The sequence below is a fragment of the Bradyrhizobium sp. NBAIM08 genome (assembly GCF_020193935.1).
In the GTDB taxonomy this organism is placed as follows: domain Bacteria; phylum Pseudomonadota; class Alphaproteobacteria; order Rhizobiales; family Xanthobacteraceae; genus Bradyrhizobium; species Bradyrhizobium yuanmingense.
Genome location: NZ_JADYVR010000001.1, coordinates 163,890 through 183,900, shown reverse-complemented (window position 1 = coordinate 183,900; position 20,011 = coordinate 163,890). Strand labels below are relative to the sequence as shown.

The following is a 20,011-nucleotide window of genomic DNA, read 5'->3' as shown; positions in this document are numbered from 1 at the left end:
AAAACAAAACGGCGCCATCTTGCGATGGCGCCGCTGCGAAAGCGTGATGGCCTGACGTTAGCGCTTGTCGATCGGCACGTAATCGCGCTTGGCGACGCCGGTGTAGAGCTGGCGCGGGCGGCCGATCTTCTGCTGGGGATCCTCGATCATCTCGCTCCACTGGCTGATCCAGCCGACGGTGCGGGCGACCGCGAACAGCACGGTGAACATCGAGACCGGGAAGCCCATCGCCTTCAGCGTGATGCCCGAATAGAAGTCCACGTTCGGGTAGAGCTTGCGGTCGATGAAGTACTGGTCGCTGAGCGCGATCTTCTCGAGCTCCATCGCCACCTTCAGCATCGGATCGTCGCCATGGCCGGTCTCCTTGAGCACGGCATGACACATCTTCTGCATGATCTTGGCGCGCGGATCGTAGTTCTTGTAGACCCGGTGGCCGAAGCCCATCAGGCGGACTTCGGAATTCTTGTCCTTCACCTTGGCGATGAACTCGGGGATCTTGTCGACCGTGCCGATCTGATAGAGCATGTTCAGCGCGGCTTCGTTGGCGCCGCCATGGGCCGGGCCCCAGAGGCAGGCGATGCCGGCCGCGATGCAGGCGAACGGGTTGGCGCCCGAGGAGCCGGCGATGCGCACCGTCGAGGTCGAGGCGTTCTGCTCGTGGTCGGCGTGCAGGATGAAGATCTTCTCCAGCGCGTCGGCGAGCACCGGGCTGACCTTGTAGTCTTCGCAAGGCACCGCGAAGCACATGTTCAGGAAGTTCTCGGCAAAGCCGAGCGAGTTCTTCGGATAAACGAAGGGCTGGCCGACGGTGTATTTGTAGGCCATCGCAGCCAGCGTCGGGATCTTCGCGATCATGCGCATGGAGGCGATCATGCGCTGCTTCGGATCGTTGATGTCGGTGCTATCGTGATAGAACGCGGCGAGGGCGCCGACGGCGGCAACCATGATCGCCATCGGATGGGCATCGCGGCGGAAGCCCTGGAAGAAGCGGGCCATCTGCTCGTGCACCATCGTGTGATGGGTCACGCGGTAGTCGAAATCCTTCTTCTGCGCGGCGGTCGGCAGGTTGCCGTAGAGCAGGAGGTAGCAGGTCTCCAGGAAGTCGCCATGCTCGGCGAGCTGCTCGATCGGGTAGCCGCGGTATTCCAGCACGCCCGCGTCGCCGTCGATATAGGTGATCTTGGACTGGCAGCTCGCGGTCGAGGTAAAGCCCGGATCGTAGGTGAACAGGCCGGACTGGCCGTAGAGCTTGCCGATATCGATGACGTCAGGCCCGACGCTGCCGCTGAGGATCGGAAGATCGAAATTCTTGTTTCCGACCGTCAGCGTCGCGGTCTTTGGGCTTTCTTTTGCGTCCATCAGAGGTCCCCGATGTGTGGTGAGACGGGCCGGAGCCGGAGACCCCCAGGGCGACCATGGGGGCAGGCCGGATGTTCCAGAATGTGGGGGAGATGGGTATATTATTGCTATGTGCGCTGCAAGATCGCCGCACGCATGGTCGACTTACGTCGTAGACTGATCCCTAAGCCGGCCGAGGCTTTCCTGGCGTCCAAGCACCTCCAAAACCTCAAATATACCAGGGGACGTCGTCCGTCCGGTGAGCGCCGCCCTAAGCGGCTGGGCGACCGCGCCGAGCTTGAGACTATTTTCCTCGGCAAAGGCGCGTAGCGCCGCTTCCGTGGTGGCGCCGCTCCACGTCTCGACTTTCTCCAGCGCGGAATGAAGCTGGCCGATCAGCTTGCGGTTCTCGGGCGTCAACAGCGCCTGCGCCTTGGGATCCGGCGCCAGCGGCCGGTCGGCGAAGATGAAATGGGCGCCGTCGATCAGCTCGATCAATGTCTTGGCGCGCTCCTTGAGCGCCGGCATGGCCTTGAGCAGCTGCGCGCGCGTGGTGTCGTTTAACTTGGCCTTGATCTCGTCGCGGCTCGGCACGACGTGGTCGAGCACGTCCTCGAACATCTTCACGAGCGATTGATCGTCGGCGTGGCGGATGTAGTGCCCGTTGAGGTTTTCCAGCTTGGCGAAATCGAAGCGGGCGGCGGCGCGGCCGACGCTGCCGAGATCGAACGCGTCGATCATCTCCTCGGTCGAGAAGATCTCCTGGTCGCCGTGGCTCCAGCCGAGCCGGACCAGGTAGTTGCGCAGCGCAGCCGGCAGGTACCCCATCGCGCGGTAGGCATCGACGCCGAGCGCGCCGTGCCGCTTGGAGAGTTTCGAGCCGTCCGGGCCGTGGATCAGCGGAATATGGGACATGCTGGGCAGCTCCCAGCCCATCGCATCGTAGATCTGCTTCTGGCGCGCGGCGTTGATCAGGTGGTCGTCGCCGCGGATCACATGGGTGACGCCCATGTCGTGGTCGTCGACCACCACGGCGAGCATGTAGGTCGGGTTGCCGTCTCCGCGCAGCAGGACGAGATCGTCGAGGTTCTCGTTCTGCCAGACCACGCGGCCCTGGACCTGGTCCTCGATCACGGTCTCGCCGGTCTGCGGCGCGCGCAGGCGGATGGTGGGCTTGACGTCGCTCGGAGCCGTCGCCGCGTCGCGGTCGCGCCACATGCCGTCATAGAGGCGGGTGCGCCCCTCGCTGCGCGCCTTCTCGCGCATGGCGGCGAGCTCTTCGGCGGTGGCGTAGCAGCGGTAGGCCTTGCCATCGGCGAGCAGCTGCTCGGCAACCTCGCGGTGCCGGGCGGCGCGGGCGAACTGGTAGATGACCTCGCCGTCCCAGCCGAGCTCGAGCCACTTCAGCCCGTCGAGGATGGCGCCGATCGCCGCCTCCGTGGAGCGTTCCCGATCGGTATCCTCGATCCGCAGCAGCATCTTGCCGCCGTGCTTCTTGGCATAGAGCCAGTTGAACAGCGCCGTGCGGGCGCCCCCGATATGGAGGAAGCCGGTCGGCGAGGGAGCGAAGCGCGTGACGACGGAATCGGACATTCTTGGCAGGGCCTATGCATTGGAGGCGGTGGTGTATAGCAGGAACGGGACATAACTAAAGGGCGACGGCGGACCCGGCAGGCCTTGCTTAAGCTCTTGTAAGCTCTTGGCGCGGCCACGCGAATTTGGCAGAAGGACCGCTGATTTCCCTACAGGATTTTCGTAATGACAGAACCGGTGGCAGCTGAGGTTGGGCGCGATTTCATTCGTGACATCATCCAGGCCGACCTCGATCAGGGCAAATACAAGGAGATCGTGACCCGGTTCCCGCCGGAGCCGAACGGCTACTTGCATATCGGCCACGCCAAGTCGATCGCACTCAACTTCGGCGTCGCCCAGGAGTTTCCGGGCCGCTGCCACCTGCGCTTCGACGACACCAACCCGGTCAAGGAAGAGCAGGAATATATCGATTCAATCCAGGCCGACGTGCGCTGGCTCGGCTTTGACTGGGGCAAGAACCTGTTCTTCGCCTCGGACTATTTCGACCGCCTGTACGAATGGGCGGAGCAGCTGATCCGCGACGGCCTCGCTTATGTCGACGACCAGACCCAGGAGGAGATCCGCCTCTCGCGCGGCACGTTGACCGAGCCCGGCAAGAATTCGCCGTTCCGCGAACGCTCCGTGGAGGAGAACCTCGACCTGTTCCGCCGCATGAAGGCGGGCGAATTCCCCAACGGCGCGCGCGTGCTGCGGGCCAAGATCGACATGGCCGCGGGCAACATCAATCTGCGCGACCCAGTGCTGTACCGCATCCTGCATGCGCACCATCCGCGCACCGGCAACGCATGGTGCATCTACCCGAGCTACGACTATGCCCACGGCCAGTCGGATGCCATCGAAGGCATCACGCATTCGATCTGCACGCTGGAGTTCGAGGACCACCGACCGCTCTACGACTGGTTCATCGAGAAGCTGCCGGTGCCCTCACAGCCGCATCAGTACGAATTCGCGCGGCTGAATCTCACCTATACGCTGCTGTCCAAGCGCGTGCTGACCCAGCTCGTCCGCGACGGCCATGTCGCGGGCTGGGACGATCCGCGCATGCCGACCATGGCGGGCATGCGTCGCCGCGGCGTGCCGCCGGCTGCACTTCGCGAGTTCGTCAAGCGCATCGGCGTCGCCAAAGCCAACAGCGTGGTCGATGTCGGCATGCTGGAGTTCTGCATCCGCGAGGAGCTGAACCGCACGGCGCAGCGGCGCATGGCGGTCTTGAAGCCGCTCAAGGTGGTGATCGAGAATTATCCGGAAGGGCAGACCGAGGAGCTCGAGGCGATCAATCATCCCGACGATCCCTCGGCCGGCACGCGGAAGATCACGTTCGGCCGTGAGCTCTATATCGAGCAGGACGACTTCATGGAGAACCCGCCGAAGAAGTTCTTCCGCCTGTCGCCTGGCAACGAGGTGCGGCTGCGCTATGCCTATTTCGTCAAGTGTACCGGCGTGATCAAGAACGACAAGGGTGAGGTGGTGGAGCTGCGCTGCACCTATGATCCCGCGACCAAGGGCGGCAACGCGCCCGACGGCCGCAAGGTCAAGGCGACCATGCACTGGCTGCCGGCGGCGGCCTCCAAGCCGGCGGAGATCCGCATCTACAACCAGCTGTTCGCCAATCCGAGCCCGGATGCCTCGAACTTCGCGACCGATCTCAACCCGAACTCGCTGGAGATCCTCGCCGATGCGCGGGTCGAGGCGTCCGTTGCGGAGAGCAATTCGACCGAGCCGATGCAGTTCGAGCGCCAGGGCTATTTCGTGCGTGACAAGGACTCGACGCCCGGCAAGCCGGTGTTCTCGCGCACGATCGGTCTGCGCGACACGTTCGCGAAGGAAGTCGCCAAGGGTTGAGAAGGGCTGAGCAGGACATGAGCAGCGAGGCCGACGCCATCGTTTCCGCCATCATCGCGAAATGGTGCGCCGGCTTCGCGACGCTCGATGCGGCCGCGCTGTCCTCGCTCTATGCGAAGGACGCATTCTTCTTCGGCTCCAACCCGAAGCTCTATCGCGGCCGGGACGGCGTCGCCGAATACTTCAACGGCCTGCCGCGCTGGCGCAGGCCAAGCGCCGCGTTCTCCGATGTGCACGCCGCGCAGGCCGGCCCTGATCTGATCAACATGGCCGCGACCATCACGTTCGATCTCGCGGGCGAGCGGGATGATCTCGTCGTCAAGATGAGCTGGGTCATCATCCGCGAGGACGGCGAGTGGAAGATCGTCAATCACCACGCCTCCTCGCAGGCGCCGCTGATCTAGCAACGGGCGCCAGCCCGGAGAAAAGTAGGGCGCTCTTCGCCTGTTCCCGATCCGTACCGCTATTCGTGCAGCCGCACGGTCCGGTAGCCTCCGCAGCCGTCGCGTATCGTAAGGTGCAGGGGAATGGCGGAGCCGGGCCGGCCAGGACGGTCCCAGGGAGTTGCCGGGACGTGGCCGGTCGGCCGCGCGGCCGGCGGTTTTGCGCCGGTGGGCTTTGGCATCTGGCCGGCGATCATCGAGACGCTGCGCCAATGGGCTCGGGGCGAGGCCGGGCCTGGCCGGCTGTTGCCGTGGGTGCCGGTCGCCTTCGGCGGCGGCATTGCGCTTTATTTCGCCGCCGATCATGAGCCGGTGCTGTGGGTGGTTGCCGCCACAGCCATCGCGCTAATGCTCGGCGCGGTGCTGCTCCGGCGGAGCCGGCTGTTTGCGCCCGCCATCATGCTCGCGGCGGTCGCGGCTGGTTTTGCCGTGGCGACCTGGAAGACCGCGCGTATCGCGCACACCGTTTTGGCAAAACCGCTCTATTCGGTGTCGCTGTCGGGCTTCGTGGAAGCGCGCGACATCCGCGAGCGCACCGACCGTTTCGTGCTGCGCGTCAGCGCGATGGAGGCGCAGCGCAGCGACGTCAAGCTCGAGCGCGTCCGCCTCTCGGTGCGCAAGGGCACGGCGCCGGAGGTCGGCAGCTTCGTGCAATTGAAGGCGCGGCTGATGCCGCCGATCTCGCCGGTGCGCCCCGGCAGCTATGATTTCTCGCGCGACATGTTCTTCCAGGGCATCGGCGCCTCCGGCTTCGTGATGGGCGCGATCACGGCGTCCACACCGCCGGATGGCGGCGGCCTGCGGCTGCGCTATGCCGCCTTCATGCAGGGCCTGCGCGACGCGATCGACGCGCGCATCCGCGCAACGCTCGAAGGCGACAACCGCGCGATTGCGACGGCGCTGCTCACGGGGCGGCGCGATGCGATCACCGCGCCCGTGAACGATGCCATGTTCGTCTCGGGACTCGGCCATGTGCTGTCGATCTCCGGCTATCACATGGCGGTCGTCGCCGGCGTCGTCTTCTTCGCGGTGCGCGCGCTGCTGGCCTTGATCCCGGGGCTGGCGGCCGGCTCTGCCATCAAGAAATGGTCGGCCGCCGCGGCGCTGGTCGCGGCCGCGTTCTACCTGTTGCTGTCGGGCGCGGAGGTTGCGACGCAAAGATCGTTCTTCATGACGGCGGTGGTGCTGATCGCAGTGATGGTCGACCGCCGCGCCATCACCTTCCGCACGCTGGCGGTTGCCGCGCTGATCGTGCTTGCGGTCGCGCCGGAGGCGTTGGTGCATCCAAGCTTCCAGATGTCGTTTGCGGCAACGCTCGGGCTGGTGGCGCTGGTGCAGATCGGCATGCCGAACCTGCTCGCATCGCCCGATCATTCCGCGACTGCGCGGATCGCGTTGTGGGGCGGCCGGGAGATCGCGATGCTGTTCCTGGCCTCGCTGATCGCGGGGCTCGCGACCACGCCATACGCCGCCTTCCACTTCCATCGCGTGACCCCATACGGCGTGCTCGCCAATCTCGGCGCCATGCCGGTGGTCTCGGCGCTGGTGATGCCGGCCGGGCTGTTGGGGCTGCTCGCGGCGCCCTTCGGGCTCGACGGCGTGTTCTGGTGGGTGATGGGGATCGGCATCGAGTGGATGGTCCTGGTCGCGCGCTGGGTGGCGGCCCTGCCGGGCGCCGTCGGCCGCATTCCCGCCTTCGGGATCGCGCCGCTGATCGCAGCGAGCCTCGGGCTCATCGTGATGGGCCTGTTGCGCACGCCCTTGCGCTGGTCCGGCGCCCTGGTGCTGCTGGCAGCGATCCTCTGGGGACTGTCGGTGCGGCAGCCCGATATCCTGATTGCCGGGGATGGCGCGAGCGTCGCGATCCGGGGCGGGGATGGGCGCTTGCAGGTGATCCGCGCCAGCAAGGACAGCTTCCTGCTGAAGGAGTGGTTGGCTGCCGATGCCGATCCGCGCGATGCCGGCAACGCCTCGTTGGCGAGTGGGGTGTCGTGTGACGAGACCGGCTGCGTGGCGCCGCTCGCGGACGGAAGGCTGATCGCGTTGGCGACGCGCATCGACGCGCTGGCCGATGATTGCAGCCGCGCCGCGCTGGTGGTGACGGCGCGGCCCGCGCCGTCCGATTGCGCGGCGATGGTGGTCGATCGGGCGCGTCTTGCCAGCCAGGGCGCGCTGGCCTTGACGCGAAGCGGAGAGGGTTTTTCGGTGCAGGCGGTGAGGGCGCGAGGGGCAAGCCGTCCCTGGTTGCCGGCCGGCGCCGGCGAGGGAGATTTCGACGGCAGCCTCGTGCCGAAGACGGCCGTGCCCCGCAACCGGGACGCAACGCCGTCGGAGGCCGACTTGCAGGCCGACGATTGACGCGGGCGATTACAAATACCAAGCCAGCACGGCGCTAAGCCTTGCGTCGCCGATGACCGGCAGGGCCACCATTCGGCTCAGCCCGGCTGCGCGGGCTTCGGAGCCGGCGATCGAGCCGTCACGGGTGAGCTCGTCGTTGAGCGCGGGCATGCCGACGGCCCAGGCGCCGCCGATGCTGCCTTCGCCCCTGGCGATGGACTGCGCCGCATAGCGTGCGGCAAGGTCGATCTGCGCGCTGCAATCGCCGGCGCGAAAGACCAGCGCCGAACGGGCCTCGTTCGGGACCCAGATCTCGAAGCGTCGCGCAATCGGCGTTGCCTGCGCGGAGAGGAATGTCATGACCCAGGTCTGGTCGGTGCCGGTTCGATAGGGCACGCCTACGCCGAGATTGATCCCGACCTTGGCGGCGTCCTCCCAGCGCAGGAAGCTCTTGGCGTCGTGCAGGTCCTTGATGATCAGCGGCAGGCCCGCCTTCCATGTACGTCCGGGCAGGCCGAATCCGCGCGGAAATCTGGTGTGGCGGGAGTTGAATTCGAACATGTCCGCCGTGCCGTAATAGCCATCGACGAGCCCCATCTCATGCGAGAGATCAGGATCGTTGTGCCAGAGCTCGATCGCGCCGACATGCGCCTCGTCGTCGCCGCAGAACAGCACCAGCACGGCTTGCAGGAATTCGCCCGCGAACACCGGCACCGCCACGCCACAGGTGAGGCCGGCCGCAACGGCCTGATCGGTCCGCTTGAAATAGGAGTTGGCGAATTTCGTGAGGATGACGGGGTGGGCACAGGCCCAGGCCTTGCCTGGAAGTCCCTCGTCATATCCGAAGTGCAGCTCTTCGCTGACGGCCTTGAACGCGGACAGCCCTTCGTCGTAGAGGCCGCCGCCGAATTCCAGCCGCATGCGCGCCCGGTCGGGTACCCAGAGTTCAACGACGCGAATGAAGGTCTTCATGGAGCCTGTCCGCCGCCTCAAGCCATTGCAGCATCGGTCATCTGGCTGCGGAGCGGACGTTCAAAATTCAGGCAGGACGGCTCAAACTTCGTGCGGCGACGAGGCGCGGAGGCTCGCCGATCGAATGTCCTGAAACACAAACTCACCGGGCTCGCCGGCCTCGGCCGGCGACGGTAATTTCAATCCGGGCCTCGCCCCGTCGGGCGCAGGGCGTCAGCCGATCGGCAAGCGCGTGATCGTGGGCGGCCGCGTCTCGGCGACGATCTGCGGCTTGTGCTCGCGCTCGGGCACCGGCTGCGTCACCGGCAATTGCAGCACGGTCGCGCGCTGGCCTTCGACGAGCTGCGTCACCAGCACGTATTTGCCGTCGGGGAATTCGATCGCGTCATGATGGCGATCGGGAATGTGCGGGTCGATCTTGCCGAACTTGCCGACGCGAGAGTTCACGGTGCGCGTCCAGATCCAGCGGTTGTCGTAGCGGACATTGTCGGCGAAAGCGAGCTCCGTCCCCGGCAGCAGACAGACCGCGACGGAGGGATCGGCTTCGGAAGCGAAACCGCGCGTCGAGGTGCCGCGGAAGGTTGTCGTGACGATCGTCTCGCCGACTTCGGCGGGGCGCGTCGCGACGGCATGCAGGCTGTAGTCACACATCGGGTGCTCCTCATGCTGGGATAGCGACCCGCGTCTCTTTCGAGGCGCAGGCCTCTATCAGAGTGGAAGCATACAACGCTCTGCTCGGTTATGGGCAAATCTGCGGCTCGCGTCCGCAGCGCGCGATCACATTATCTTTCCCGGATTCGATAGGAACAAACCTCGCGTCCTTGCATTCGGCCGGAGCTATCAGCACTGCCGGCACAACTCTACCGGTGAAGCAGAGCGAGATTGCTGTGCGCCTGCGCGGGCGAATGTCGCGCGGGAGGATGGACCGGACAGCCGGCGCAGAACCAGAGAAACCGTCCAGCCGGAGCGGACAAGTATCCGCTCCGATCCTGGATCGCCGATGCCGATCGAAACGCGCGCGGCGCTTGATGTTTCCCGTATCAGTACTTCCGGTAAAGCCCGATCAGCTTGCCCTGGATCTTCACGCGGTTCGGCGGAAGAATGCGGACCTCGTAGGCGGCATTGGCGGGCTCAAGCGCGATCGAGGCGCCGCGGCGGCGGAAGCGCTTGAGCGTGGCCTCCTCGTCGTCGATCAATGCCACCACGATGTCGCCGGTATTTGCGGTCTCGTTGCGCTGGATCAGCGCCATGTCGCCGTCGAGGATGCCGGCCTCGACCATCGAATCGCCGCGCACTTCGAGCGCGTAGTGCTCGCCCGAGCCGAGCATGTCCGGCGGCACGCTGATGGTATGGCTGCGGGTCTGCAGCGCCTCGATCGGCGTGCCGGCGGCGATGCGGCCCATCACGGGCACCGCGACGGGGCGCTCGCCCTCGTCCGCGGGCGGGCTGGAGCTCGCGCGCACCTTGCCGAGATTGCCCTCGATCACGCTCGGGGTGAAGCCACGGCGATTGCCGGCGGCGGCCTGGAGCTCGGGCAGCTTGATCACCTCGATGGCACGGGCGCGGTTGGGCAGGCGGCGAATGAAGCCGCGCTCCTCGAGCGCAGTGATCAGGCGATGGATGCCTGACTTCGAGCGCAGGTCGAGCGCATCCTTCATCTCGTCGAAGGACGGCGGCACGCCGCTTTCCTTCAGACGTTCGCTGATGAACCGCAGAAGCTCGTATTGTTTGCGCGTCAACATCTCGACCAAAGTCCCCCGGTTGATGTCGTTCGATTCCGACACGATGAAGCCGGCACTAAGCCGCTACATCCTCGAAACAAATCATGAACGGACACTATATGTTCGATATGTGTTCCGCAACTGCTTAATTTATGGTGAACGCGGCCAAGCTCGCGGAATGCGTGTGGCTGGGCGGCTCAGACGGGCAGCCGGAGCACCTCGCAAGGCGTGCCTGCCTCGGCCTTCGGCGCGAACGGTGCGCGCACCAGAAGTACCTGTGCCGCAGCGAGATTCGCAAGAAGGGAGGAGTCCTGATGGCTGACCGGAAGGGCGACGCGCGTGCCGTCGTCGCGCTCCTCCAGCCGCGCACGCAGATAGTCCTCGCGCTGGTCGTTGGCGGCGAGATCGCGGCCCAGCACGGCGCGCTCGCGCCGATGATGAATCGCTGAACGGCCCGACAGGGCGCGAATCAAGGGGACCATGAACAGGAAGGCGCACACGTAGGACGACACGGGATTGCCGGGCAGGCCAATCACGCGCATCGCGCCTATCCGACCGTGCATCATCGGCTTGCCCGGCCGGATCGCGATCTTCCAGAACGCCATCGCGATGCCTTCGCCCTTGAGCGCCTGCTGGACCAGGTCGTGGTCGCCGACCGAGGCACCGCCGGTCGTGATCAGGATGTCGGCGCCGCTCTCGCGCGCGCGGCGGATGCCGGCGGACGTCGCCTCCAGTGTATCGGCGGCAATTCCGAGGTCGATGGTCTCGGCGCCCTCGCTGCGGGCGAGCGCATGCAGGGCATAGCCGTTGGAATAGACGATCTGGCCGCGACCAGGCGTGGTGCCCGGCATCACGAGCTCGTCGCCGGTGGCGAGAACGGCAACCCTCGGGCGGCGGATGACGGCGAGATGCGGATGATTCATTCCGGCGGCAAGGGCGAGATCGCGCTCGGTGAGGCGGATTCCCTTGCGCAGCAGCACGTCGCCTTCGCGGAAGTCGACGCCTGCAGGGCGGATGTGCCGGCCGAAACTGGCGGCTTCCTTGATCGTCACATGTTTGCCGTCGGCAGCCGTGTCCTCCTGGATCACGACGGCATCGGCGCCGTCGGGAACGACGCCGCCGGTGAAGATCCGCACGGCTTCGCCGGGGCCGACGCTTCCCGCGAACGGCCGGCCCGCCGCGACCTCGCCGACGACGGTCAACCTCGAATCGTTTGCCGCGTCGGCCGTGCGTACGGCATAGCCGTCCATCGCCGACATCGCCTCCGGCGGCTGCGTGCGCCGCGCCGCGACATCGCGGGCGAGCACACGATGGTAGGCCTCGTCGAGGCAAACCATCTGTTCAGCCAGCGGCTCGACGCCGGCCAGCACCGCGGCAAGCGCGTCAGAAACCGGCATCAGGGCCACGGGCGAACTCCTGCTGAGCACATCAGTCAATGGGCGGCGAGAGTTCTAGCCGAGTGCAGGCGTGAGGCAAAGCAGCACGCGGGATGATTTATCCTGCGTGATCGCGGGGTGGAGGAGGTCGGCTCAACTCCGCCGCGGCATGATGCGGAAGGCGAGACAGACCGGAACGAGGATTGCCATGGCAAGGACGAGAATGACGAGCGCCACGGCCAACATCGTTCAACGCCCCGTCGGATCGCCCGGACTGATGTCCGCGACGTCGGGCGGCTTGGGACCCTGATCCTTGTCCGGCAGCGGGTCCGCCTGGGATTTTAGGTCGGCGGCCTTGCTGATCAGCTTGGCGGAGAGGTCAGAATCCGAGGTGGTTCTGGCGAATTCGAGCAGGAGAGAGGCTTGCTTGGTGAGATAGGTCTTGCCCAGCACGTCGATCAGTCCAATGTAGAAGTCCCAACGGACTCATGAGTCCGAAGGGTGGTATTCCGTTCCCGGAACTCTGTATAAAAATGCACAAAGTGATCAGGTTCCACATTTTCAGCAGTTTTTGTTCCGGCAAGTGAGCGCGCTCCGGGCTTTCCCGCGGCTCAGATCCCCAGTGCTTTCAATGCGTTCCCGACATCACGCGGCGAGGTGACATGCACGGCGGTCAACCCGCGCGCCCGCGCTCCCTCGATGTTCTCGGCGAGGTCGTCGAAGAACACGATGCGCTCGGCCGGCACGCCGATCGCCGCCACGACATGGTCGAAGGCCTCGGCATCCGGTTTGCGCAGGCCGATGCTGGAGGACAGATACAGCTCGCGGAAATGGCCGAGCAGACCGGCATATTCCTTCGAGAAATAGTCGACGTGCGGCCGATTGGTGTTGGAGAAGGCATAGAGCGGCATCTGCTTCGCCGCCCGCGGCAACAGCTCGGCGATATCAGGCATCTCGCCGGCGAAAATCGCGTTCCAGCCTTCCAGGAATTGCGCATCCGAGATGCCGATCCCGAGCGAGGACCGCAGCGAGGCGAAATAGTCCCCATCGCTGATCTTGCCCATCTCGTGCAACCGGTAGGCCTCGTCGCGCACATAGCGCGCGATGATGGCCTCGGGCTGGCAGCCGGCATGTCCCGCCCAGCAGGCGATCGCCTTGGAGAAGTCGATGTCGAGCACAACGCGCCCGAGGTCGAACAGCAGCGCATCCGCGCTGCCGGGAGAGAGCGATGTCATTGCGTCCTTTTCACTTCGGTATGGCGCGTCAGTAACGATAGGGCTCGTGGTCGAACAGCGGGAACGCGCTGAACACGCTGGGCGCGTTGGTGGCGGCCGCCGGATGCAGGCAGGATTTGTCGAGCTCGGCGAATGAGGTGGCGCCCAGGAGGCCGAGGCAGCGCAGCACCTCGTCTTCGAGCAACTCCAGCATCCGCGCGACGCCGGCTTCGCCGGCTGCCGCCAGCGCCCAGCATTGCAGCCGGCCGATGCCGACGAGGTCGGCGCCCGCCGCGATCGCCTTGACGATGTCGGTGCCGCGGCAAAAGCCGCCGTCGACCATGATCCTGGCGCGGCCCTTCACGGCGTCGACGATCTCCGGCAGCACGTGCATGGCGCCGCGGCCGTGGTCGAGCTGGCGCCCGCCATGGTTGGAGACGTAGATCCACTCGACGCCGTGATCGAGCGCGATCTGCGCATCCTCGGCCGTGGCGATACCCTTGAGGATCAGCGGAATTTTGAACGTGTCCTTGATCATCTTCACGGTCCGCCACTCCAGGCCCTTCTGGAAATCGCCGCCGGTGGCGCGCAGGCGGCTCTCGCGAACGTAGCGCTTGGCGATGTCACGTTCACGACGGCTGTAATGGGCGGTGTCGACGGTCAGGCAGAAGGCGGCATAGGCGTTCTTCTCGGCCCGGTCGACCACGTCGGCGACGAAGGCATCGTCGCCGCGGACATAGAGTTGATAGAGACGCAGTGCATCGGGGGCAGCCTCGGCGGTCGTCTCGAGGCCGGGCTCGGACACCGAGCTCAGCATGTGCGCCGCGCCGAACCTGCCCGCAGCGCGCGCGACGCTCGCCGCGCCATCCGGATCGAAGATCTCGAGTGCGCCGACGGGAGCCAGCACCACCGGCAGACGCAGCTTGCGGCCGAACTGCTCGACGCTGCCATCGATCCTGCGCACGTCGCGCAGCACGCGCGGGCGGAAGGCGATCTCGTCGAGCGCCATGCGGTTGCGCCGCATCGTGGTCTCGGTCTCGGCGGCGCCGATGATGTAGTCCCAGGCATTCTGGTTGAGGTTGGCGCGCGCCTTCCGGATGAACTCGTGCAGGTTCTGGAACGGCTCGTCGCTGGCGCCGAGCTCGACGTTCCGTTCCGGCCGGATGCGGGGCGCTTCATTCATTGTTGTCCTCCCGAGAATTTGAAGTCTTGTCGCCATCGCCTATCGCGTCCGGTCCTCCAAAACCATCCTAAAATCGCATAGCTGCGAGGCGTAGGCGGCCCGGACCGTGTCGTGTTGCTTCGAAACAGTTTCGGAACGTTGCCAAAAGTTTAGGCCAAGGCGAAGGGATTTCTTCGGTGTACCCGCCAGCGCGGCATCCCGGCCTTGAAGAAACCAGAATGGTATTGTGAGAGATGGACTGGATCGCCATTTGCATGGCGTCTCCCAGCCTCAAGAGAAACGCCAAGCACAAAAGGCACCTTCATGCGGAAAACCCTGCTGTTCCCCCTGGGCGCGCTCACGGGAGCGTGCCTGACCCTTCTGGTAGCCAGCCCGCAGGGCGGCGTATGGGCAGCGCGGGCGGCAGTGAGTGCGGGTGATGCTTATTCCCAGCTCAATCTGTTCGGCGCGGTGTTCGAGCGGGTCAAGGCCAGCTATGTCGAGAAGCCGGACAATGCCAAGCTGATCGAGGGGGCGATCACCGGCATGGTGACCTCGCTCGACCCGCATTCGCGCTACATGAACGCCAAGGCCTGGACCGAGATGCAAGAGACCACCTCCGGCGAGTTCGGCGGGCTCGGCATCGAGGTCACGATGGAGGATGGCCTCGTCAAGGTCGTCTCGCCGATCGACGACACGCCGGCTTCGAAGGCCGGCATCATGTCCGGCGACCTCATCGGCAAGATCGACGGCGAGGCCGTGCAGGGCATGACGCTCGAGCAGGCGGTCAACAAGATGAAGGGACCGGTCGACACCAAGACCAAGCTGACCATCATCCGCAAGGGTGCGGATGCGCCGCTCGAGGTTGCGATCACGCGCGAGATCATCCATGTGCGTCCGGTGCGCTTCCGCGTCGAGAACGGCGACATCGGCTATATCCGCATCACCTCGTTCAACGAGCAGACCGCCGACGGCCTGAAGAAGGCGATCGCCTCGGTCTCCAAGCAGGTCCCGCCGGAGAAGCTCGCCGGCTACGTGGTTGATCTGCGCAACAATCCGGGCGGCCTGCTCGACCAGGCCGTGTCGGTGTCGAGCGCCTTCTTGCAGCGCGGCGAGGTCGTTTCGACCCGCGGCCGCAGTCCGGAAGAAACCCAGCGCTTCACCGCTCATGGCGGCGACCTCACCAAAGGCAAGCCGATCGTGGTGCTGATCAACGGCGGCTCGGCCTCGGCCTCGGAGATCGTTGCCGGTGCGCTGCACGACCACAAGCGCGCGACGTTGATCGGCACGCGATCGTTTGGTAAGGGCTCGGTGCAGACCATCATTCCGCTCGGCTCCGGCAATGGCGCGCTGGCGCTGACCACGGCGCGCTACTACACGCCGTCGGGCCGCTCGATCCAGGCCCAAGGCATCGCGCCCGACATCGAGATCCTCCAGGACGTGCCGCCCGAGCTGAAGGGGCGGATGGACACCATGGCGGAATCCCAGATGCGCGGGCATCTGTCGGCCGACGGCACCGAGCAGACCGGATCGCAGTCCTACGTTCCGCCGGAAGAGAAGGACGATAAGGCTCTGCACGCAGCCTACGACTTCCTCCACGGCGTTACGGCAAATGCCGTCGCTGCCAAGCGCGCGACGAAGGCTGCAGTGCCGAACTAGATCTTACGACGTTCCGGATCATGTTTCGCCCGGGAGCGGAGGACCGCTTCCGGGCGATTTCGTTTCCAGCGCCGTTTCGACCTAACCGACCTCGCGGCGGCGGCTCTCGCTGCCTTCGCGCCGGGCGCGCCGGCTGCGGTGCAGCGCGAACAGCTCCAGCATCTTGTCGGCGGGCTTGGCGGCGCTGAACAAATAGCCCTGCATCTCGGAGCAGCCGAGCGTACGCAACAGGCGCTGCTGCTCCTCGGTCTCGACACCCTCGGCCGTCGTGGTCATGCGGCGGGCGGCCGCCAGGTTGACGACGGCTTGAACGATGCTGGCGGAGCCGTCGGGACGGGCGATGTCCTCGACGAAGCAGCGGTCGATCTTGATCTTGTCGAACGGGAAGCGGTGCAGATAGCTCAGCGACGAGTAGCCGGTGCCGAAATCGTCGAGCGCGATGCGCACGCCGATGGCGCGGAGCTGGTGCAGGATGGCAAGCGCGGCATCGTCGTCGCGGATCAGGACTGCCTCGGTGATCTCGAGCTCGAGCCGGCTCGCCGGCAGATTCGACGCTGCGAGCGCCGCCATGATCTTCAGCGCCAGCGTGCCGCTCTTGAACTGCACCGGCGAGACGTTGACGGCGAGACGGATGTCGTCGGGCCAGCTTGCCGCGTCCCGGCACGCGGTCGCCAGCACCCATTCGCCGATCTCGTTGATCAGGCCGGTGTCTTCGGCGATCGGGATGAAATCCGCCGGCGAGACCCAGCCGCGCTCGGGATGGCGCCAGCGCACCAAAGCCTCGCAGCCGGTGATGCGGTCGTCCTTCAGGCCGAGGCAGGGCTGGTAATAGACCTCCAGCCCGCCTTCGCGGCCGCCTTGCGCAATGGCGTGGCGCAGGTCGCCCTCGAGCTGCCGGCGTTCGCGGACCTTGGCGTCCATGTCCGGCTCGAAGAAGCGGTAAGTGTGGCGTCCGGCGGACTTGGCCGCGTACATTGCCATGTCCGCATTCTTCAGGATCTGGTCGAGCGCCGTGCCGTGTTCCGGCGCGAGCGCGATACCGATGCTGGCGTCGCTGGTGAGATGATGGCCCATGCAGTCGACCGGCGTGCGGATGGTTTCGAAGACGCGCGCGACGAGCTCGTTGACCTGATCCAACGACGTTACCGCGCCCTGCACGATGGCGAATTCGTCGCCGCCGAGTCGCGCCACGAAATCTGCGGGACCCGCACAGCGGCGGAGGTTGGTCGCGATCGATTTCAACAGCTCGTCGCCGATGAGATGGCCGAGCGCGTCGTTGACGCCCTTGAACTCGTCGATGTCGATGTAGTGCACCGCGGTTTGCTCGCCGTCGCGCGCCGCGGCCAGCTCCTGCCGCAGATGCTCGTGGAACATGGCGCGGTTGGGCAGATCCGTCAGCGCGTCGTAATGGGCGAGGTGGGTGATGCGCTCCTCGATGCGCCGGCGCTCCGTGATGTCCTCGTGGGTCGCCACCCAGCCGCCATCCGCGAGCGGCTCGTTGAGGATGTGGATCGAACGGCCGTCGGCGGTATCGACCACCATGGAGTTGCGGAGATGGATGTCCTTCAGGACACGCGCGACGTAGGCATCGACGTCGCCGGTGAACGAGCCGGTTGTCTTGCGATGGGCGATGATGTCGCGAAAGCTGCAGCCGGGCTTCACGATCTCGGCCGACAAGCCGTACATCTCGATGTAGCGCTGATTGCAGACCACGAGCCGCTGCTCGGAATCGAACAGCAACAGGCCCTGCGTCATGTTGTTGACGGCGCGGTCGAGCCGCTGCTTCTCCAGCGTCAGCTGTTCGCGCGACAGGCGGTGCTGCTCCAGCAGCTTGCGCACGACGGCAATCAGCACGCCTGCGATCGCGAGCGCGGAAGAGGCTGCGATCGAGATCAGAATGCCGATCTGCTCGCGCCAGTCAGCCAAGGCCGCTGCGCGCGTCGTGGTGGCCATCACCAGGATCGGGAAGTGGGGCAGGGCACGGGAGGAGATCAGCCGGTCCTCGCCGTCGACGGGGCTGTTGAAGCGGCCGGCGAAATGATCGAGCCCGAACACCCTTTGATGCTCGAACGGTCCGGTCTTGAAGTTTCGCCCCATCAATTCGCCGGACTGCGGATAGCGGGCGAGCAGTGTGCCGTCGCGATGCAGCATCGAGATCGTCGCGCCTTCGCCGAGCACCACGGAGGCGAAGAATTTCTCGAAATTGGCGGGCTCGATCCCGCGTCCGACCACGCCGAGGAACTCGCCGCGTGGCCCGACGACCCTCCGGGCCACCAGAATGGTCCACGCACCGGAGACGCGGCTGTGCAGCGGCTCGATCAGGACATCAGGTGCATTGGGATCGTACTTGAAAGTGCGGAAGTAGGCGCGATCGGCGACATTCACCTTGGGCGTCGGCCATGCGGTCGACGAATTGATCAGATTGCCTTCGGCATCGATGATGTTGAGACCGCCCATATAGGGCAGCGCCTCGATCTTCGACCGCAGCATCCGGTGCACGTCCTCGCCCGAGAGGCGCTTGCGATACTCCTCTCCGGTGGTAATTCCGGTGGTGCGGACGTAGTCGACGAAACCCTTCTGGATGACGGCGAAATCCTGCAATTGCTGATCGAAATGATGAGCAAGCAGCAGCACGGTGTTTTCCAGCTCGCGACCGGAATTGCGCAGCGCCCGCTCCCGGAAGTTCTGCGCCATCAGGACCGAGCCTATGGCGATGCCCGCGATCAGCAGCGTGCCGCCAACCACAAGCCAGCGGATCGGGCCGCTGCGCACGAAGACCTGGTCAAAGAGACGACTGCCGAGTTTCATCTTCATGCTGGATTCGTTGCCGCGCACACGTCAGGATCAATTCAGGACCCCGAGAACATCCGTTGGTTTACGGTGACGGTGTGGAAGCAAAGTTAGGAAGCGCGGTTAACGAGACGTGAATACCCGCGCGCAAAAGCAATCCATGCGCGCGGCGCGAAAGTGGGGCGCTAACGCAAGCCCGCTTCAGGCGCGGTAATGACCGGATTTGCCGCCGAGCTTCTCGACCAGATGGATGCCCTCGATGCGCACGCCGCGCTCGACGGCCTTGATCATGTCGTAGATGGTGAGGCAGGCGACCGACACCGCCGTGAGCGCCTCCATCTCGACGCCGGTCGGTCCCGTCACCTTCACGGTGGCCCGTACCACGCAGCCCGGCAGCTTGGCGTCAGGCTCGATATCGACAATGACCTTCGACAGGGCGAGCGGATGGCAGAGCGGGATCAGCTCCGAGGTGCGCTTGGCGGCCATGATGCCGGCGATGCGCGCGGTGCCGAGCACGTCGCCTTTCTTGGCGTTGCCGGACACGATCAGATCGAGCGTCGTCTTGGTCATGACGACGCGGCCCTCGGCGACCGCCAGCCGCTCCGTCGCTGGCTTGTCCGAGACGTCGACCATCCGCGCCTCGCCGGAGGCGCCGATATGGGTGAGGGCGGGGCCGGCCTTTGCTTTGGCCTGCTTCGTCTTGGCTGAAATGGTCTTCGCCGGCTTGCGCGCCATGTCAGCGCGTGCCCGCCGCGCGCGCCGTCGCCTCGCGCGCGAGCAGCGCGCGCGTCGCCGCCGTGACGTCGGCCTGCCGCATCAGGCTCTCGCCGACCAGGAACGTCGACATACCGACGCGCTCGAGCCGGGCGAGGTCGGCGGGCGTGAAGATGCCGCTCTCGCCGACCATCAGCCGGTCCGAAGGGATCAGCGGCGCCAAGGCCTCGCTGGTCGCGAGCGTGGTTTCGAAGGTCCGAAGATTACGGTTGTTGACGCCGATCATCGGCGACCGCAGCTTCAGCGCCCGGTCGAGCTCGGCGCGGTCATGGATCTCGATCAAGACGTCCATGCCGTAGGCGAGGGCGGCGTCTTCGAGGTCTCTTGCGGCGGCGTCATCGAGCGCCGCCATGATGATCAGGATGCAGTCGGCGCCGTGTGCGCGGGCCTCGACCACCTGATAGGGATCGAACAGAAAATCCTTGCGCAGCACGGGGAGCGAGGTTGCTTCGCGCGCGACTACCATGAAGTCGAGATGGCCCTGGAACGAGGGCGTATCGGTCAGCACCGACAGGCAGGCAGCGCCGCCGGTTTCATAGGCCTTTGCGAGTGCCGGCGGGTCGAAATCGGCGCGAATGAGTCCCTTGGAGGGCGAGGCCTTCTTGATCTCGGCAATCAGCGCGTAGCCGCCGTTGGCGTGCTTGGCCTTGATCGCGCGCAGGAAGCCGCGCGGCGCGGAGGCGGCCTTGGCCTGCGCCTCGACGGTGGAGAGCGGACGCGCTCGCTTCGCCGCCGCGATCTCCTCGCGCTTGTAGCTCTCGATCTTGGTCAGGATGTCGGACATGCGGGA

The 20,011-nt window shown here is 65.6% G+C and carries 16 protein-coding genes; 4 read left to right on the top strand and 12 right to left on the bottom strand.

The window, feature by feature from the left end; genetic code table 11:
• Positions 1 to 57: 57 nt before the first annotated feature.
• Both gltA and gltX read right to left on the bottom strand, forming a co-directional pair.
• Positions 58 to 1,359 (bottom strand): citrate synthase, encoded by a 1,302-nt coding sequence (gene gltA, locus I6F37_RS00870; protein WP_036009984.1) that lies wholly within the window; start codon positions 1,357 to 1,359, stop codon positions 58 to 60.
• A gap of 144 nt (positions 1,360 to 1,503) precedes the next feature.
• Positions 1,504 to 2,931, bottom strand: a complete 1,428-nt coding sequence (gltX, locus tag I6F37_RS00865) for a glutamate--tRNA ligase (protein WP_109143623.1) — start codon at positions 2,929 to 2,931, stop codon at positions 1,504 to 1,506.
• Between the two features lie 165 nt (positions 2,932 to 3,096).
• Here gltX and I6F37_RS00860 point away from each other — a divergent pair, with 165 nt between their 5' ends.
• The 3 genes from I6F37_RS00860 (at position 3,097) to I6F37_RS00850 (ending at position 7,574) form a co-directional block, all read left to right on the top strand.
• A complete protein-coding gene (locus I6F37_RS00860) occupies positions 3,097 to 4,773 on the top strand; it encodes a glutamine--tRNA ligase/YqeY domain fusion protein (RefSeq protein ID WP_036009979.1) in 1,677 nt (558 codons plus the stop codon).
• A gap of 17 nt (positions 4,774 to 4,790) precedes the next feature.
• Positions 4,791 to 5,177: an SgcJ/EcaC family oxidoreductase gene (locus tag I6F37_RS00855; RefSeq protein WP_036009976.1), complete on the top strand. Its 387-nt coding sequence runs from the start codon at positions 4,791 to 4,793 to the stop codon at positions 5,175 to 5,177.
• Positions 5,178 to 5,300: 123 nt separating this feature from the next.
• Positions 5,301 to 7,574, top strand: a complete 2,274-nt coding sequence (locus tag I6F37_RS00850) for a ComEC/Rec2 family competence protein (RefSeq protein WP_225150029.1) — start codon at positions 5,301 to 5,303, stop codon at positions 7,572 to 7,574.
• Positions 7,575 to 7,583: 9 nt separating this feature from the next.
• On the opposite strand, the gene I6F37_RS00845 is transcribed toward I6F37_RS00850, so the two are convergent.
• The 7 genes from I6F37_RS00845 to I6F37_RS00815 all read right to left on the bottom strand — a co-directional run bounded on the left by I6F37_RS00845 (position 7,584) and on the right by I6F37_RS00815 (position 14,019).
• Positions 7,584 to 8,525 carry a GAF domain-containing protein gene (locus tag I6F37_RS00845; protein ID WP_036009968.1) on the bottom strand — a complete coding sequence of 314 codons (942 nt, stop codon included), beginning with the start codon at positions 8,523 to 8,525 and terminating at the stop codon, positions 7,584 to 7,586.
• Between the two features lie 213 nt (positions 8,526 to 8,738).
• Complete coding sequence (locus I6F37_RS00840; RefSeq protein ID WP_225112524.1) at positions 8,739 to 9,176, bottom strand: hypothetical protein; 438 nt, start codon at positions 9,174 to 9,176, stop codon at positions 8,739 to 8,741.
• Positions 9,177 to 9,565: 389 nt separating this feature from the next.
• Positions 9,566 to 10,267 (bottom strand): transcriptional repressor LexA, encoded by a 702-nt coding sequence (gene lexA / locus I6F37_RS00835; RefSeq protein ID WP_036009965.1) that lies wholly within the window; start codon positions 10,265 to 10,267, stop codon positions 9,566 to 9,568.
• A gap of 176 nt (positions 10,268 to 10,443) precedes the next feature.
• Positions 10,444 to 11,652, bottom strand: coding sequence for a gephyrin-like molybdotransferase Glp (gene glp / locus I6F37_RS00830; RefSeq protein WP_036009961.1), 1,209 nt, complete (start codon positions 11,650 to 11,652; stop codon positions 10,444 to 10,446).
• Positions 11,653 to 11,871: 219 nt separating this feature from the next.
• Positions 11,872 to 12,075, bottom strand: a complete 204-nt coding sequence (locus I6F37_RS00825; RefSeq protein ID WP_036009959.1) for a hypothetical protein — start codon at positions 12,073 to 12,075, stop codon at positions 11,872 to 11,874.
• Positions 12,076 to 12,233: 158 nt separating this feature from the next.
• Positions 12,234 to 12,857 (bottom strand): HAD family phosphatase, encoded by a 624-nt coding sequence (locus tag I6F37_RS00820; protein WP_225112522.1) that lies wholly within the window; start codon positions 12,855 to 12,857, stop codon positions 12,234 to 12,236.
• A gap of 28 nt (positions 12,858 to 12,885) precedes the next feature.
• Positions 12,886 to 14,019, bottom strand: a complete 1,134-nt coding sequence (locus I6F37_RS00815; protein ID WP_074447974.1) for an alpha-hydroxy acid oxidase — start codon at positions 14,017 to 14,019, stop codon at positions 12,886 to 12,888.
• 303 nt (positions 14,020 to 14,322) lie between these two features.
• Here I6F37_RS00815 and I6F37_RS00810 point away from each other — a divergent pair, with 303 nt between their 5' ends.
• On the top strand, positions 14,323 to 15,657 hold the full coding sequence (locus tag I6F37_RS00810; protein ID WP_036009952.1) for a S41 family peptidase: 1,335 nt from the start codon (positions 14,323 to 14,325) through the stop codon (positions 15,655 to 15,657).
• 81 nt (positions 15,658 to 15,738) lie between these two features.
• On the opposite strand, the gene I6F37_RS00805 is transcribed toward I6F37_RS00810, so the two are convergent.
• The 3 genes from I6F37_RS00805 to trpC all read right to left on the bottom strand — a co-directional run bounded on the left by I6F37_RS00805 (position 15,739) and on the right by trpC (position 20,005).
• On the bottom strand, positions 15,739 to 18,471 hold the full coding sequence (locus tag I6F37_RS00805) for an EAL domain-containing protein (RefSeq protein ID WP_225112519.1): 2,733 nt from the start codon (positions 18,469 to 18,471) through the stop codon (positions 15,739 to 15,741).
• Between the two features lie 177 nt (positions 18,472 to 18,648).
• On the bottom strand, positions 18,649 to 19,182 hold the full coding sequence (gene moaC / locus I6F37_RS00800) for a cyclic pyranopterin monophosphate synthase MoaC (RefSeq protein WP_036025198.1): 534 nt from the start codon (positions 19,180 to 19,182) through the stop codon (positions 18,649 to 18,651).
• Between the two features lies 1 nt (position 19,183).
• Entirely contained in the window at positions 19,184 to 20,005 is an 822-nt protein-coding gene (gene trpC, locus I6F37_RS00795) for an indole-3-glycerol phosphate synthase TrpC (RefSeq protein ID WP_225112518.1), read from the bottom strand.
• Positions 20,006 to 20,011: the final 6 nt, after the last annotated feature.